General features: G+C 68.3%; 13 protein-coding genes. 2 read left to right on the top strand and 11 right to left on the bottom strand.

The window, feature by feature from the left end; all coding sequences use genetic code 11:
* Window positions 1–425 precede the first annotated feature (425 nt).
* From PHA84_RS16885 to PHA84_RS16920, 8 genes are all read right to left on the bottom strand, one after another.
* Window positions 426–1907 (bottom strand): hypothetical protein, encoded by a 1482-nt coding sequence (locus PHA84_RS16885; protein ID WP_270889303.1) that lies wholly within the window; start codon window positions 1905–1907, stop codon window positions 426–428.
* 154 nt (window positions 1908–2061) lie between these two features.
* Window positions 2062–2982: an AMIN-like domain-containing (lipo)protein gene (locus PHA84_RS16890; protein ID WP_270889304.1), complete on the bottom strand. Its 921-nt coding sequence runs from the start codon at window positions 2980–2982 to the stop codon at window positions 2062–2064.
* A 200-nt stretch (window positions 2983–3182) separates the two neighbouring features.
* A complete protein-coding gene (locus tag PHA84_RS16895; protein WP_270889305.1) occupies window positions 3183–4037 on the bottom strand; it encodes an ABC transporter substrate-binding protein in 855 nt (284 codons plus the stop codon).
* 101 nt (window positions 4038–4138) lie between these two features.
* Window positions 4139–4870: an amino acid ABC transporter permease gene (locus PHA84_RS16900; protein ID WP_270889306.1), complete on the bottom strand. Its 732-nt coding sequence runs from the start codon at window positions 4868–4870 to the stop codon at window positions 4139–4141.
* Entirely contained in the window at window positions 4867–5511 is a 645-nt protein-coding gene (locus PHA84_RS16905) for an amino acid ABC transporter permease (protein ID WP_270889307.1), read from the bottom strand. Before PHA84_RS16905 ends, PHA84_RS16900 begins: the two co-directional genes overlap by 4 nt.
* Window positions 5511–6311 (bottom strand): amino acid ABC transporter ATP-binding protein, encoded by an 801-nt coding sequence (locus tag PHA84_RS16910; protein WP_270889308.1) that lies wholly within the window; start codon window positions 6309–6311, stop codon window positions 5511–5513. Before PHA84_RS16910 ends, PHA84_RS16905 begins: the two co-directional genes overlap by 1 nt.
* Window positions 6312–6318: 7 nt before the next feature.
* Window positions 6319–7305, bottom strand: coding sequence for a dipeptidase (locus PHA84_RS16915; RefSeq protein WP_270889309.1), 987 nt, complete (start codon window positions 7303–7305; stop codon window positions 6319–6321).
* Window positions 7306–7334: 29 nt separating this feature from the next.
* Window positions 7335–9917 carry a hypothetical protein gene (locus tag PHA84_RS16920; RefSeq protein ID WP_270889310.1) on the bottom strand — a complete coding sequence of 861 codons (2583 nt, stop codon included), beginning with the start codon at window positions 9915–9917 and terminating at the stop codon, window positions 7335–7337.
* 209 nt (window positions 9918–10126) lie between these two features.
* Here PHA84_RS16920 and PHA84_RS16925 point away from each other — a divergent pair, with 209 nt between their 5' ends.
* On the top strand, window positions 10127–10861 hold the full coding sequence (locus tag PHA84_RS16925; RefSeq protein ID WP_270889311.1) for an IclR family transcriptional regulator: 735 nt from the start codon (window positions 10127–10129) through the stop codon (window positions 10859–10861).
* A gap of 11 nt (window positions 10862–10872) precedes the next feature.
* On the opposite strand, the gene PHA84_RS16930 is transcribed toward PHA84_RS16925, so the two are convergent.
* Both PHA84_RS16930 and PHA84_RS16935 read right to left on the bottom strand, forming a co-directional pair.
* Window positions 10873–11769: a hypothetical protein gene (locus PHA84_RS16930; RefSeq protein WP_270889312.1), complete on the bottom strand. Its 897-nt coding sequence runs from the start codon at window positions 11767–11769 to the stop codon at window positions 10873–10875.
* A 49-nt stretch (window positions 11770–11818) separates the two neighbouring features.
* Entirely contained in the window at window positions 11819–12565 is a 747-nt protein-coding gene (locus tag PHA84_RS16935) for a hypothetical protein (RefSeq protein ID WP_270889313.1), read from the bottom strand.
* 167 nt (window positions 12566–12732) lie between these two features.
* On the opposite strand from PHA84_RS16935, the gene PHA84_RS16940 reads away from it, so the two are divergent.
* Window positions 12733–13200, top strand: coding sequence for a hypothetical protein (locus PHA84_RS16940; RefSeq protein WP_270889314.1), 468 nt, complete (start codon window positions 12733–12735; stop codon window positions 13198–13200).
* A gap of 365 nt (window positions 13201–13565) precedes the next feature.
* On the opposite strand, the gene PHA84_RS16945 is transcribed toward PHA84_RS16940, so the two are convergent.
* The gene (locus tag PHA84_RS16945) at window positions 13566–14519 is read right to left on the bottom strand and encodes a universal stress protein (RefSeq protein ID WP_270889315.1); all 954 of its coding nucleotides are present in this window, start codon (window positions 14517–14519) and stop codon (window positions 13566–13568) included.
* Window positions 14520–14525 lie beyond the last annotated feature (6 nt).

Genomic DNA, 14525 nt, shown 5'->3' on the forward strand with positions numbered 1-14525 from the left:
GAGCAGTTCCGGTCACCGACTCCGCCTATGCAGGTGCCGTTATGTTTCCGGCCCAAACAGGGCAAACGTCTGCCTCGGTTGGGCCGTCGCAGGAGAGCGACTGGGTGGCGGTGATCTCGACGCTGACATCGGCGCTTCAGGAACTGAGCGCCAGCGTTCAACCATTCCAGGCAGTTACACCGCACCTGAGTCCGTTGAACCAGCCTCAGCCACGTGCTCGGCCACATCGGGGTTCATCGGGCAGTCACGTTCCGCGACAACGGACGACGAACAGGGGCGCCGGAACCAGTCGGTAACCGCCAAGGGCCGACCGGCCAGCGACGTTGCCCGTTGCGCCAGATGCCATGCGGCCCGGTTCACACCGCCGAGCACCGCGCCAGGAAGCCGCCGGTCGCCCGGAGCCACGGCTGGCCGGCACAGCCAGGTCAGGCGCGGGACTTCGCGGCCTTGGCCCGGGTGGTGGCAGCCTTTGCGGTAGCCCTGGCCTTGGCGGCCGCAGACTTGGCTGGGGTGCGGGCAGCCGCCTTGGCCGCGGCGCGGGCAGACGCCTCCTGGGCCTTGGCAACCGACTGTGCAGCCGCCCTCGCGGCTCGTTGGGCGGCTTTGACCCGGCCCTTGGCCAGTCCGGTGCTGTGCTTCGCGTGGCCTTTGCCGTAGGCGTGGCCGGCACCGGTGACGGCGCGCGTACCCGAACCCGGCTGCGGGGTGGGCTTCGCACGAGTGGCGCTGGGTCGACCGAACCTGGCCGGTACTGGTTCTGGCGATGACACCGGCGCCGACTGCGGCGACGAGGACGACTCGACCAGGACCGCTGGCACGACCACCACCTGTTCCGAGGGACCGAGCCTGAAGGCGGACGCGGAGACGACGACACGGTCACCGGTGAGGGCCGTGTCCACCGGTTCGGTGGCGGGCCTGACAGGGCCCGGCTGGTCGCCGGACGGTCGGTGGTTGGTGCCGGGCGGTGTGATCGGAGACGGCACGTCGCCGGGCCTGACCGGGCCGTGAGCCGTGATGGCGGGCCGGTTGCCTTGGTCGCCGAGGAGCCTGTGGATGGCCGCAGGGATTACACCGCTCATGGCCACGGCCGCCCCGACACCCGCCACTGCGACGGCCCAGGCCGTCGTTCCGGCGCCGATACGGGCCAAGCCGGAAGAGGCGTCGGTGTGGCCGTTTCGGCGCAGCACCACCCTCGAGGTGGCCGGGGCGGGGGAGCTCCAGGTGAGCAGGTCCTCGACCGTGGGCTTGCCCGTGGTCGGGGCGGTGGTGGTGCCGGCGGCGATAGAGGCGGCCGTGGTGATGTCGGCGGCCAGCGGCGAATGTGACTGGGCGGCGAACCGCCGCCGTACCGCGGGGAGGTCGGCGACCTCGGCGGGAGTGGCGGGCACCCGCAACGTGGCCACCAGGCTGTCCACGGGAAGGACGAGGCTGCTCTGACCCTCGAGGACCAGCGCAAGCACCGCGCTGGGCTCCTGCCCGGTAATCCTGGCGATCGAGTCGCGTCCAAGTCCCGCCACTACGCCAAGCGCGAGGACCTCGGCCACAGCAGACCCGCACGCCCGGAGCATGGCGACCCCCTGGTCGACCGGGGCGGGTTGTGGGCCTGTGCCGGTACCGGCGGCGGGGGTGCGGCTCGGCACCGGACAGGCAGCGGAGCGAAGACTCGCGGCAGCCTGGGCGCTCTCCCGCGCCGCGCCTACTGCTAGCTCGAGCCAGTCGTCGTCGTCGCCGGCGACGCAGACCGAGATGCCGTCGATCAGGGACGACCAGGTGGTGACGGCCAGCGGGCCCGGGTCAGCGTCCGAGACCACCCTCAAATAACGCACGAGGATGGGGTTGGTCGCTTCGTACAACCGTGCGAAGCACTCCTCGTCACCACCTTGTGCGCCGCTAAGGAGTGTGGCCATTTCCCCCGACACGTCCCCATTTTCGCTCGGTTGGTGCGCCAGGCGCCTCATCCGTTCGGCCGATGGACAGAAGGCCGTGGGGCCCACCTCACGGCGGTGGCCGGGTCCGAGAGGGCAACGGGGGCCGTCACCTCCCTAACGCAGCGGATCCGGTTCAGCGGGTGTCACCGATCTCGAAGATGGTGTTCCTGCTCGTGGCGAACATCCGTACGGCCCGGACCGTGACGTGGTCGGACGAGCGGGCGTGCGCAAGGCGGTAGGTGTCGATGCCTGCGGCTCGCGTGACGACTGGGTCGCTCCATCCGTACACCGCGCGGGCATAGGCGGTGGCGACCAGCTCGGCGCTGCCGCGCCACGGCGCATGCCCTTGGTCGAACGCCGTCTGCTCGACTCTCGCCATCGAGAGGCTGTCATCGGGCCACATCCTCCAGGGCGGGCGCTCGGCGACGTCCAATACCAACCGGTCAGGGGACCGCAGCCGCGCCACTCGGAAGCCGGCCGTGCGACCGAGGCCGACTCCAAAGCTGAGCACGGCTTCGAAGTCGCCGGAGATGGACACCTGCTTCACCGTGGGAAATCCCGTCTTCACCGTGGACGGGCCCGTGTACGGAGTGATGGGAGTCGCCTCCCATGTGGCGACGGCCCCCTGGACCACGACCTCCAGGAACGACGAGCCCCGCAGCGGCACGACCTTGTCAGAGGGGTCCTGGTGCACGACTGGCACGTAGCGGACCTTGACTTCGCCATACGAGGCGGTGAACTCCAAGACGACTCGCTCATAAGAGCCATGGCGCCCGGCCTTGATCGCCTTGAGTACCGGCAGGCCACCCCGGGACGGAGAGGCCGCGATCGTGCGCGGCTCAATCGGCCAGACCGGCCCGACCGCCACGCCACTCGGCTGGGGCGCCGCCGAAGGCGGCGTGGACGCGCGCGTTGTCGGGGCTGACGTCGACCCCGACGTCGGCCTCGACATCGTGTTCGCCGCTGTGGGAGGGGCGGTGGACGTGCTGCCCGGCGCGGCGCACGCCGCCAGGGCGGAGGTCACGGCAACGATTCCGAGCAGTCGCCTGATCATGGGGATCACCCCTGGTGTCCGGGGCAGCCCTTGTGGTGCCCGCTACTCCACAGACGATGAGTGGGGACCCTCGGTTGACATCGCCACCAAGGGCCGATCCCACGCGTCGTGGGAGCGCCAGCGGCTCCCACCAGAACGTCGCGCGGGCACGAGACGGGGTGCCGGCCGGTCAGTGAAGAACCTACCGGCACCCCATACCGTCAGAGAAGGTTGGGCGTACCGGGCTCGGTGGCCTCGACCGGGTAGCTGTACTTCTCAGCGATCTTCTTGAGGTCGCCCGAGGACCGGATCTTGGCGATGTCCTCGTTGATGGCCTTCCCCAGTGCCGCGTTCGACTTGTTCGTCGGGAAGTTGGTCTGCCCCGGGGAGGCGGTCGACGCGATGCGCGGGTCGGGCTGGATCACCTTCACCCCTGCGCCGCTGATCGGGTGGTCCTTCAGCGCCTGGACGGCAGCGCCGAGCCCGAGCACCACGCCGTCGATACGGCCGGCCTGCAGGTCGGTCATCTGGGCGTCCGTGTCCGCATACGTCTTCAGGTTGCCGCCGAGGAGCTTCTGGAGGTCCGGCAGCGCAACGAGGCCCGTCCCGGCGCCGATCTTCATCTTCGAGATGGCGTCGACGGTCTCAGCCCCGGACTTTGAGATGAGGGACAGAGGCGACACGACAATGGGGTCACTGAGGTTCACGACCTCTGCCCGCGCCTTGGTCCGGTACCAGCTGCCCAGAGTGGTGTCGGCGCGGCGGGTCTGCACGTTGGTGATCATCGCCGGTGACTGCCCCGGCACGACCGCGATCTTCAGGCACTCCATCTGCGCGATCTGCGTCAGCACGTCACCTTCGATGCCGGTCAGCTTGCCGTTGGCATACGTGGAGAATGGCGGGTAGGAGTACTGGGCGACCGTGAGGGTCCCCTTCTTGAGGGTTGTCAGGCCCGGGTGGGCCGGCTTGCAGGAGTCAGCGACGGCGGACGATGCGTCAGACTCGCTGCTGCAGCCGCCTACTGTGAGACAGGCGACGGCCAGGACGGCGGCGCCCGCGGTGAAGCGAAGTGACATGAGGTGGTTCTCCGATCGGGTGTGTGTTGCGTGGCGGCGAGCGGCCATGGTGGTGGGCGTGGTGGTGCGGTGTGGTGGTGCGGTTCCTGGTGAGGGTCTGGCTAGATTCCGGTGACTATCGGCGCTGGAGTACGTCGGCGGCGGAACGCGGTCTGGCGGACGGAGGTGACTCCCCCCAGTCGCTTCGACAGCCGGTCGGCGAAGATCGCCGCGGGCACGGTGATCACCAGGTAGATCACTGCAGCGGCAGTGAATACGGTCATGTAGTTGAAGTAGATGGCCCCCTGCTGGTACGCGATGTGCATGAGCTCGGACACCGTGATCACACTGGCAAGGCTCGTGGCATGGAACATGGTGATGGTGAGGCTCACGAGCGGCGGGATGGAGATCCTGGCGGCCTGCGGCAGCACGATGTAGCGGTAGGTGTCGAAGCGGCTCATCGACAGGGCGTATGAGGCGTCAGACTGTCCGCGCGGCACGGTGCCGATGCTCACGCGGATCATCTCGGCCGAGTAGGCGGCGGCCGACCACACGAAGGCGATGCATGCCGAAGGCAGCGCGTCGAAGAGGATCCCGACCGATGGCAAGCCCTGGTACACCACGAAGAGCAGCACCAGGATCGGAATTCCGCGACCCACCTCGACCAGCACCAGAGCCGTCCACTTCAACGGCTTCGAGCGCGCTTCCGTCATGAGCGCGAGCAGGAACCCGAGCGGGTACCCGATGCCGCAGCTGATCACCGTGAGCAGCAGGGCGACGCCGAGCCCCGGAAGAAGGGTCGGGACCCAGTGCGGCCATTCCCACAGCCAGGACAGGGGCGTGACGGTGCTCATACGACCGCATACCTCCGGGTGATTCGTGAGTGGACCGAACGGGAGAGGACCCCCAGCGGGATGCTCATGACGAGATAGAGGACACCAGCGAAGGCGTAGAGGGTCAGACCGTTGCCGTGCAGCTCCACCTGCTGGCCCGTGACATACGTGATCTCGCCGACGCCGATGATGGAGGCGAGCGCGGAGTCCTTGAGCAGGCCCACGAAGTACGTGGCTACAGTGGGGCTGACGGCGCGGAGAAGCTGCGGGAAGACGATGTCCTTGGTGACGCTGAACCGGCTCAGGCTCAAGGCCCATCCGGCTTCGTACTGGCCGAAGTGGATGGCGTTCAGCCCGCCACGGTAGATCTCGGCCATGCTCGCCGTCGCGATCACCCCCAGGGCCACGATCGCGGCAGGCATCGCAGGGATCACCACGTTGAGCTCCGCCATGCCGAAGAAGATGATGAAGAGCCACACCAGCGCTGGCACACCGCGGACGATGTGCACGAACGTGGTGTAGGCCAGACGCAGCACCGGTTGCCGGCTCTGCGAGAGGAGCACCAGCGGTGCGGCGAGGACGAGCCCGATCGCCCCTGACACCACAGTCAGGAGAAGCGTGATCCCTGTCGCCGCGGCAATGAGTCCGAGTGCCTCTTCCATCAGCGCCCCAACACTGCTGAGAGGAACTTCTGCGTGCGCTCGTGAGTCGGCGCGGACATGACCTGCTCGGGCGCCCCCTCCTCGATGATCGCGCCCTCGACCATGACGACCACCCGGTGGGAGACGTGTCGCGCGAACTCCATCTCGTGCGTCGCGATGATCATCGTGGTGCCCTCGCCGGCGAGGGCACGCATCACCGCAAGGATCTCGGCCCCGACCTCGGGGTCGAGACCCGACGTCGGCTCGTCGAACAGCATGAGGTCCGGGTCCATGGCCAGCGCTCGGGCGATGCCGATGCGCTGCTGCTGACCGCCGGAGCACTGGCTGGGGTAGGCGTCCGCCTTCGAGGCGAGGCCTACTCGGTCCAGCTGGGTCAGCGCCCGGTCCATCGCCTCCTTCTTCGACCGGCCGAGGACGCGCATCTGAGCCAGGGCAACGTTCTTCGCCGCGGTGAGGTGCGGGAAGAGGTTGAACGACTGGAACACCATGCCCGTGTGCCGTCGCAGGCGCAGCACCTGCGGTCGCTTGAGGTTGTCGCCCTCGAAGACGATCCGCTCGCCGGCGATCTGAAGGCTGCCGCTGCTCGGGGTCTCCAGGAGGTTGAGGCAGCGCAGCAGGGTGCTCTTGCCGGCGCCACTCGGTCCGATGAGCGCGATGACCTCGCCCTTGGCCACTGAGAGTGACACGTCGTTGACGGCACGGTGCTGCCCGAAGTCCTTCACGAGATGCTCGGCACGGACGAACTCGTTGCTCACGTCAGGCGCCGTCTCGGTGGGGCTGGTTTCTGTGTGGATCGACATGGCGTCCTCAAAGGGTCCGGAAGGTGCGGTCGAAGAAGCTGAGCCAGTTCTCGCCCATGATGGCGACGACCTCGTCCTGGGCGAATCCCCTGTCACGCAGCGCCTTCTCGATGTTGGGGAAGTCCGCGGGGCTGGCGATCCAGTCCAGCTTGGGAGCCTTTCCGGGGCTGTCCGGGCTGCCGGCGCCATACTGCTTCTCCCGCGCCCACCGCCCCTGACGCATCCAGGTGAGATAAGGCACACCACCGGTCTGGTCGAAGTCCGTGCCGATGCCGACCTTGTCCACGCCGACCCTGTCGACGGTCCAGGCCACCATCTCCGACCACTTCTGGGGCGTCGAGTACTCGCCCACGATGTTGTGGTAGACCGCCAGCCCGAGCATGCCGTCGTTGGCCTTCAACGCATCCAGCACGGCGTCGGGCTTGTTTCGCGCGTGAGGAGCCAGGGAGTACGGGTTCGAGTGGGTGATCGCCACGGGGGTGTCGGAGTACTCGATCGCGTCGATGCTGGTCTGGTTTCCCACGTGCGACAGGTCGACGACCATGCCGGCCCGGTTCATCTCACGCACGACCGCCTTGCCGAAGCGCGACAGGCCTGAGTCGGTGGGCTCGTAGCAGGAGCCGCCGATGTCGGACTGGATGTTGTACGTCAGCTGCCCGACGCGCATCCCCATCCGGGCGAAGAGCTCCACGAACCCAAGGCGGCCGGACAGGAACGAGACGTTCTGGCTGCCGAGCAGGATGGCGGTGCGGCCGCTGGCGGCGATCCGCCTGACGTCCGCCACGGTGTAGGCGATCTCGACGAGGTCGCTGTTGTCCTCGGCCATGTAGCGCCACTTGACGAGCTTGTCCATCGTCTCGGCGGCGTCCTCCCACCAGGCGAGGGTGGAGACGAAGCATCCGATCCCGCCTGCGCGCAGCTGTTCGAGGGCAGGGCGCTGGTCCGGGTGGTCCATCTCGAACGGCGTACAGATGAGGCTGTCGACGTAGATCATGTCTTCTTCCTTGAAGGGTTGGGCGGCGCTCAGGAGCGCGAGGACGTGGCCTCGGCGGCCAGGAAGTACGCCGACTCGTCCCGGTTGTCGGGGGCGTCGAACGAGAGGACCTCTTCGGGGTGGAACTGCCTCGTCAGGATCTGACCCGGCTTGTAGACGTCCTTGATGGTCCCGGTGTGCTGGCGAGAGATGTCCGTGTCGGGGTACATGCCGGCGTGGGAGGGGTAGAAGACGTCCCACCAGGTCTGGGCCGGGAGCTTGAGCCCCTCACGGAGGAGGCGGTCGAGCGCTGTGTCGTACCGGGCAGTGAGCTGGCCCGGTGTCGTGGAGGTTCGCGCCACGACGACGAGCGAGTCGTCACTCTCGCGCACGACCTCGCACTCGATCCCGTACTGGTTCAGACCGAGCACCAGTCCCGGCGTGGCGGAGTCCGCGGTCACGCGGTCGATGGTCACGGACGTGCCGGCGGGCGAGGCGACCGCGCCGATCAGGTTGACGAGCACATGGCCGACCGCGAGCAGGCTCTGCCCGCCGGCGTCGACGACCACCTCGCCATCGTTGCGCGTGAACGCCGGTGCCGCCCATGGCCGTCGCACAGTGCCTTCTCCGTCCAGGGACCGCGCCAGCATGGCACCGAAGCCTTCGACGGCGGCGGGATCGGCGAGCAGGGCCGTGACGAAGAAGTCGCGAGCGCCGTGCCAGGAACCCTCGGGGACGCCCAACGCTTGCATCGCCCGCCCCGAGACCAGGCGCGCCTCGCGGTGCTTGACGACGATGCGCTCGTCCTTGGGAAACCGAGGGGCGACCAGCATGGTCTCCCGCGGCGTGATCTGGATGGGGCTGTCGAGGGCAGGGGCCGCGGGCGCCGTGGGGGACAGCTGCGGAGCGGCAGCAGGGGCAACGTTCGAGGGCTGGTTGACGGCCCGGTACGACCACCACCAGCTGCTCGGATCAGCGTCTGCGAGCTCGTCACGGAAAGGCGCCCCCTCGAAGATCAGGCCGAGGATGTTGCGGTTGAGGTAGTCCTCCGTCCGATCGAGACCGTGGACGAAGGAGTTCATCAGCCGGATGAGCCAGGCGGGCACGAAGTCCGCGTCGTGCGGGTCTGCGTGCGGTACCGCATACGGGTTGTCGGCCAGGGACAGGACGAGGCGGCAGATGTACTCGAGGTCAGGCCGCTCGGTGAGCAGCTGCCCGACCGGCTCGTCGGCCGGCCTCGCCAGAAGCGCTGCCCGCAGCTCCCGGGTCTTGGCGGGATAGCTCGGCACCACCTCGTGCGCTCCGGGGACCTCGTCACGGGGACCGGATCGCGGCTCCTCTGCGGCGCGCGACTGATACCAGGCCCGGTCGCGGTGCCGCTCGTCCGTGAGGGGCAGCTCCAACGCCCAGCCGAAGGCGCGCTCGAGCGCACCCAGGGCCACCGACACCGGGGTCGTCGGGTCGAGCAGGAGGGTCTCGTCGAAGACCAGACGCTCCTTCACCAGCCGGTCGCAGTAGTCGGGGATGATCTCCAGCAGGATGGAGTTCAGCGACGCCTCGGCGTCCGGGCTGACGCGGTTGCGGATGGTTCGATGCGCGGCGGCGAGGAGCGTCTCCCCCGGCTCTCGGACGAGCTCCCCCCGGCGGGCGGCGCGGATGACCGTGCGGATGCGGCGCAGGTCTGCCGCGTGCTCCTTGCTCCCCGCGAAGACCCGATACCGGGTGTCCTCCAGAGTGCGGTAGGAGATGGCCCGGTCGAGCATCCGCTCGACCGTCTCGAAACGCACGTCGTCGACGCCGATCGGCTCGGTGAGGACGTGGCTGAGGGCGTCGAGGTAGGCACTGAGGTACGCATCGATCAGCCGCGGCCTGTTGTAGACGAACATCACGAGGCCCAGCGCGGAGCCGTTGCCGACTCCGATCACGCTGCGCGTCTCCCGGGAGAGCGGCACTGCGCCGTCGGGGTTGTCGAGCCGGGCGAGCGCCTGCACCACGTCGACGGACAGCTCACGCATGAGGTACGCCGAGAGCATCTGGGCGAAGTACGACGTGGCGAGTGCGTGGTCGGCGGGGATCGCCTTGAAGGAGATGGTGCCGAACGTGCCGTTCCCGTCCAGGCCGGTGTTCCGCATGAGGTAGCCGACCTTCCTGATGGCCGCGGCGTCCGGCTGCCGCCCGGCGGCGAGGGACTCGCGCACGTGCTGGAAGATCCGCAGCGACTGGTTCGACCGGAACCACACCAGTGTCCCCGCGGGCGCACGGCCCTCGTAGAGCTTGTGGATCTCGCGCTCGGTGACCTCGACCTGCTCGTCCGTGGCGTTGCCGTCGACGAGCGCGCCGATCATGTCCCAGCTGGTGCCGACGATCCGTCCGGTGCGGTTGCCGGCCACGGGCTGGTGCAGCCAGCCGAGGAACGTGACGCTGCCCTGGGGGGTCTTCACGGTGTAGCGGGTGCGACCGTTCCCCTGTGGGTCGAGCTCGAGGTAGTCCTGCTCGATCGTCCACCCCTCGCGGATCATCGTGTTGACGAAGGCCCGAGAGGCGCTGAGCCGCGAAGGCTGCAAGGCGCCGAGCCGCCGGGGGTCCATGACCCGACGGGGGTCGGTGATCTCCTGGATCGTACGAGTTCCCACTGCTGAGACGTTCCCTTCGGGCTTCGCGTGCCTACCGCCGACCTTGCGGCAATCAAAGGTGGCTTGATTCGCATACGGTATGGTTTGATGGAGCGACCCTAAACACGACGGATAACCAACGTCAATGGGTCTCTGCGAAAAACCAGAAAAGTTCTCAGCGGGGCCGTCCTCGGCCGATACGGTGAGCCCGGATTGTGAGGAGGCAGGGGATGGCAGGTACGCCGACGCTGCAGACAGTGGTGAAGACGATCGACGTCCTCGAGGCGCTCAGCCAGGAAGACACCGAGTCCGTGAGCCTCGCTCGGGTGGCCGAGGTGCTCCAGTGGAGCCGTGCAGCGACGCACCAGTACCTGGCCAGCCTCGTACGGACGGGATGGCTCGAGCAGGACGCCGACCGCCGCTACCGCCTCGGCTACGGAGCGACGCTTTTCGCCGATGCCGTGGCACAGAAGGGCGGCACGCCGCCGGTCATCCTGCGCACGATGGAAGAGCTGGTGGAGGTGCTACAGGAGCCCATATCCTTCGCGATCCTGCACGGTGACGAGGCCTTGATCGTCGAACGGCGCGAGCCACGGCGGCCCCTCATCCACCGCAACCCCGAGCGGCATCTCGATCTCGCCTCGGCGTCGGGCCAGGTGTTGCTCGGCTTCGACCCGCGCGCCCGACAGGAGCTCTCCTCCGAGCTCGCGGAGCTCGCGGAGGAAGCGCGGCGCAAGGGCTATGGCGAGATCCACAACCACGAGTGGATGGGCGACGAGGTGGAGGCGGTCGCCGTCCCGATCATGCGAGGCCAACGGTGTCTCGGTGCCCTCAGCGTCATCGCCCCCGCGGGGCGCATGTCGATCCCGGAGGCGGTGTCAGAGCTCGTGAGCGCCAGGGCGCGGGTCGAGGAGGCTCTGAGCCCACCACAGCCTCAGGCGGAAGCCAGCGCCAGAAGGGCCTGACGAAAGAACGTTCATGACAGGCTTCCCTCGTGAGCGCGGGCGTCCGCCGAGGGACTGACCGGACGACGCTCGGAGGCCATTGCGGAAGCTGAGCCGTCGAAGCGCCGCAGGATCAGGACGAGCGGGACGGCCGCCACCAGCGCCAGGCCCACGAACGGCGCCACCAGGGTCGCCGACACCACCGTCGACTCCGGGTCCAGCCGCGAGCCCCACCACTGGTCGACCGCAATACTGATGCTCTCCATGGCCCAGAGCGCCAAAAGGGACGGCACGACGACGAGTCCGCGGACCTCCCGTCGCCACAGCCACCAGGCAGCGACAGCGCCAAGCGGCAGCCATACAGCCAGGTCCTGGACGTAGACGGCGTTGGTGGCGACCCCCGTCCCGGCGAGGAAGCTCGGCGGGAACGGACCGCGCAACGCCGGGACCACCACGGCCAGCCACGCCGCGGCGTTCAGAACGACGACGGCCCACGTGTACACGGACACTGTCCGCACCGGGGCTCGAGGTGAGAACCCGCGGGCGAGCGCAGCGGCGTCGAGGCTGAAGGCCAAGGTGCCGACGGACCAGAGGCTGGTCGCCAGCATGGCGACGTACAGGAGGAATGCCGCGTTGAACGGCGTGAGGAAGAGAAGCAGAACGGCGTTGTACTGCAGGTAGAGCAGCGACCCAATCCAGGTGAAGACCGCAGGAGCCCGGCCGGCGATCGCCTTGCGCGCCGAGACGAGAAGCACCGGCACGGCGACCGCCAGGACGACCAGGGCGGTACCTCGTGCGGAGCCAACCATGGCACGTGGCCCGTGCAGTAACCCTGGGTCGAGCACCGTCCAGGTGGCCGCGACGACTGCCAATGAAGCAACAGCCCAGGACATCCGCTGGGGTGTCCTGCTGAGGATGTGCCCGTTCATGACTCGCCTCTTCCTGTGCTGTCTACGTTGGTGGTCCGGCTTGTCCTGTCTACGTGGTGGTCGGGCTCGAATGGTCCGGCTCCGGATGGTCTCGGCGCACCAGCTGCGCCGGCATCCTGCGCACCAGCCGCAGGAGTGCCGCGCCGGTGACGAGCGCCACGACGACAGCCATGACGAAGGCAGCGGTGACCGCGACCGCTATGGCAGCGGCGGCCGCCTGGTCCTCGTGCCACAGCGGTACGGCTACGGCCATGAACGACGACAACCCCAGCGTCCACGCCAGTGCGGTCCACCCGATCCAGCTGGCTGGGTGCGGCAGCAGGCGCCGGAGCTCGAGCCACTGCGCGAAGCCGATCGAACCGAGGAGGACCGTGGCCGCGACCACGCAAGCTGGGACGACGATCCACGCCGGTGTCTGCAGCAGCCGCTCGCCCATCACCGAGGGAGTCATGGCCACCGCGTAGGCAACCATTGCGGCAACCGAGGTCAGCGCGGTGAACCTTCGACGGTCGATCCTGGGGAGCAGTGGACGTAGCGCGCTCGCCTGAGCCCAACCGAGGGCGGCGCCCTCGATCGCCCCGGCCAGCACCAACGCCGACCACGCCGCCGGCGCCGGGGAGGTCACCGTCAGTACCCCCGTCACGGCTGGCACGGTGAACCCGGCCACCTCACCAGCAGTGGTCCAGAGGAACCACCGGCGCAGAGCCGCTCGCGCCTGGGCGGCTGAACCCACCAAGGGCGCGGGCGCCGTTGCGGTTCCTGCAATCACGCGGTTCTGGATCAACGGCACTCCCATGAATCGGACCCTCGCCCTCATCGTCCGCCGGCACGTGAACCTGCCACAGGGCCCAAGGTCCCAGGGACGACGGAGAGCACCTCCAGGTCGTCGCCCCAACGCGGGACCATCGTCCCTGGAGTGCCCTGCGTGGCTGTCGCAAGGATGAGGTCAGGAGGTGGAAAGCCATGTCACGCAACGTCATGGTGGTCGGTGGAATCCGGGAGAAGGCGGCGTCATGGGCGTTCGGACGGCGCCTGGCCGGCTCCGGAGGAGGACGGAACCGCCCCGGTGTCAGTAGCGCCGTCGGCGGCTTCTACCTGTGCATGGCAGGGATCAACGCCGGCCTCGCCATCGCGGACGCCGAGATCTACAGACACTTTGCGGATGGCGGGCTCTTCGGCTTCGTCCGCGCCGGTTGGGCGGACGTCGTCATGGCGAACCCAGTCCTGTGGGCAGCGTTGCTCGCGACCGGCGAGGGCTGCATCGGCGTCGTCCTGCTGGCCGGCGGTAAGCCTGCGCGATGGGCCTGGGTGGCGGTACTCGCCTTCCATGCCCTGCTGCTGCTCTTCGGTTGGGGCTTCTGGCTGTATGCCGTCCCGGCCCTCGCGGTCTTCGCCCTTCTCGCGCGTCACGACTGGCATCAGCTCGGCTGAAGGGACACCAGCCATCGGGAGGAACCTCACGAGCCATCGCGAAGGACCCTCGAGCCGTAGGAACCTTCCCCCGGTCGGTGTCGGGACGCGAGCCGTAGGAACCTTCCCCCGGTCGGTGTCGGGACGACCGCCGCACGAGTGACGTGCGCTGCCCCACACACGCCTTCGGGTTCAGCCACACGCCTTCTGGTTGAGTCGCGTCTCCCACTCGGGAGGATGCATCACAGGAGGATGCATCACAGAAGACGGGCCACTCAGTGGAGCCTGCCTCGAACTCAGTGGAGTCTGCCTCGATGGGGTTGCGGGAGTGGGAGGCGCTGCGGCCTGGCCGTTCTGGGTGGACGGTTTGGAGGGACCCTTCACCGTCAGCCTGGAACCACCATCACGGGACAGCCGGCTTCGCGAATCACTGTGTGGCTGACCGAACCCAGCACCAGGCCGGCGAAACCGCCACGGCCCCGGCTGCCGACGACGATCAGGCCGGCGTGCTCACCAAGCTGGCTCAGCGTATGGCCTGGAGAGCCGTAGAGGACCTCGGTCTCGATGGAGATGGTCCCGTACGCGGCGCCTGCTCGAGTGGAAGCGTCGGCCAGCGTGCGTTCAGCTGCCTCTCGCACGTCATGCGTGTGCTCGCTGCCGGCCTTCACCGTCTCGACATAGGCGAAGGAGTCCGGCGAGGAGATGTGGGCAACGGTGACGATGCGAAGACCAGCACCGCAGAGCGCGGCCAGCTCGGCTCCCAGGTCGAGCGCTCGCATCGCCTCCTGCGATCCGTCCACGCCGACGACGACGGGGTGATCTGCGTCGGGGTGAACTGGGTGGTCACTGGGTACGACCACGGCCGGACACGATGCGTGTGCCGTGACGGCGAAGGAGACCGAGCCCAGGAGCCCGGCCGCCATACGTCCTCGACCACGGCTGCCGGTAACGACAAGGTCCGCGTCCTTCGAGGCGTTCACGAGCTCCGCGGCGGGACTACCGATCGTCATCAGGCCACTGACCTGGGACGGTCCCACGACTGTCCGCCTGGCGCGGTCCACCCCGGCGGCCACGATGTCGTGACCGGCCTGTGCCAGATCGGCCGACAGCTCGTCCAGGGTGTACGCCGGTCCATAGGCCACCGTCGCCATATCGACGCAGTGCAGGACGTTCAATGCAGTCCCCCACCTCTGTGCCGTCACCGCTGCCCAGTCAAGGGCGACCTCGGACCCGGGCGAGTCGTCATACCCGACGACGATTCCCTTGGCCGGCACCGCGGCTTCCTGACGGCGGGTGTCTTGCTGTGTTGCTTCCTGGTGCGTGGTCTCCTGCTGAGTCATGACGGT

It is taken from the genome of Pedococcus sp. 5OH_020, assembly GCF_027812955.1.
Lineage (GTDB): Bacteria > Actinomycetota > Actinomycetes > Actinomycetales > Dermatophilaceae > Pedococcus.

What these genes read in the sequence shown, in the direction of transcription:
- PHA84_RS16885 (WP_270889303.1), bottom strand. Translation starts at nt 1,907, where the DNA reads ATGGCCACACTCCTTAGCGGCGCACAAGGTGGTGACGAGGAGTGCTTC.
- PHA84_RS16890 (WP_270889304.1), bottom strand. Translation starts at nt 2,982, where the DNA reads ATGATCAGGCGACTGCTCGGAATCGTTGCCGTGACCTCCGCCCTGGCG.
- PHA84_RS16895 (WP_270889305.1), bottom strand. Translation starts at nt 4,037, where the DNA reads ATGTCACTTCGCTTCACCGCGGGCGCCGCCGTCCTGGCCGTCGCCTGT.
- PHA84_RS16900 (WP_270889306.1), bottom strand. Translation starts at nt 4,870, where the DNA reads ATGAGCACCGTCACGCCCCTGTCCTGGCTGTGGGAATGGCCGCACTGG.
- PHA84_RS16905 (WP_270889307.1), bottom strand. Translation starts at nt 5,511, where the DNA reads ATGGAAGAGGCACTCGGACTCATTGCCGCGGCGACAGGGATCACGCTT.
- PHA84_RS16910 (WP_270889308.1), bottom strand. Translation starts at nt 6,311, where the DNA reads ATGTCGATCCACACAGAAACCAGCCCCACCGAGACGGCGCCTGACGTG.
- PHA84_RS16915 (WP_270889309.1), bottom strand. Translation starts at nt 7,305, where the DNA reads ATGATCTACGTCGACAGCCTCATCTGTACGCCGTTCGAGATGGACCAC.
- PHA84_RS16925 (WP_270889311.1), top strand. Translation starts at nt 10,127, where the DNA reads ATGGCAGGTACGCCGACGCTGCAGACAGTGGTGAAGACGATCGACGTC.
- PHA84_RS16930 (WP_270889312.1), bottom strand. Translation starts at nt 11,769, where the DNA reads ATGAACGGGCACATCCTCAGCAGGACACCCCAGCGGATGTCCTGGGCT.
- PHA84_RS16935 (WP_270889313.1), bottom strand. Translation starts at nt 12,565, where the DNA reads ATGGGAGTGCCGTTGATCCAGAACCGCGTGATTGCAGGAACCGCAACG.
- PHA84_RS16940 (WP_270889314.1), top strand. Translation starts at nt 12,733, where the DNA reads ATGTCACGCAACGTCATGGTGGTCGGTGGAATCCGGGAGAAGGCGGCG.
- PHA84_RS16945 (WP_270889315.1), bottom strand. Translation starts at nt 14,519, where the DNA reads ATGACTCAGCAGGAGACCACGCACCAGGAAGCAACACAGCAAGACACC.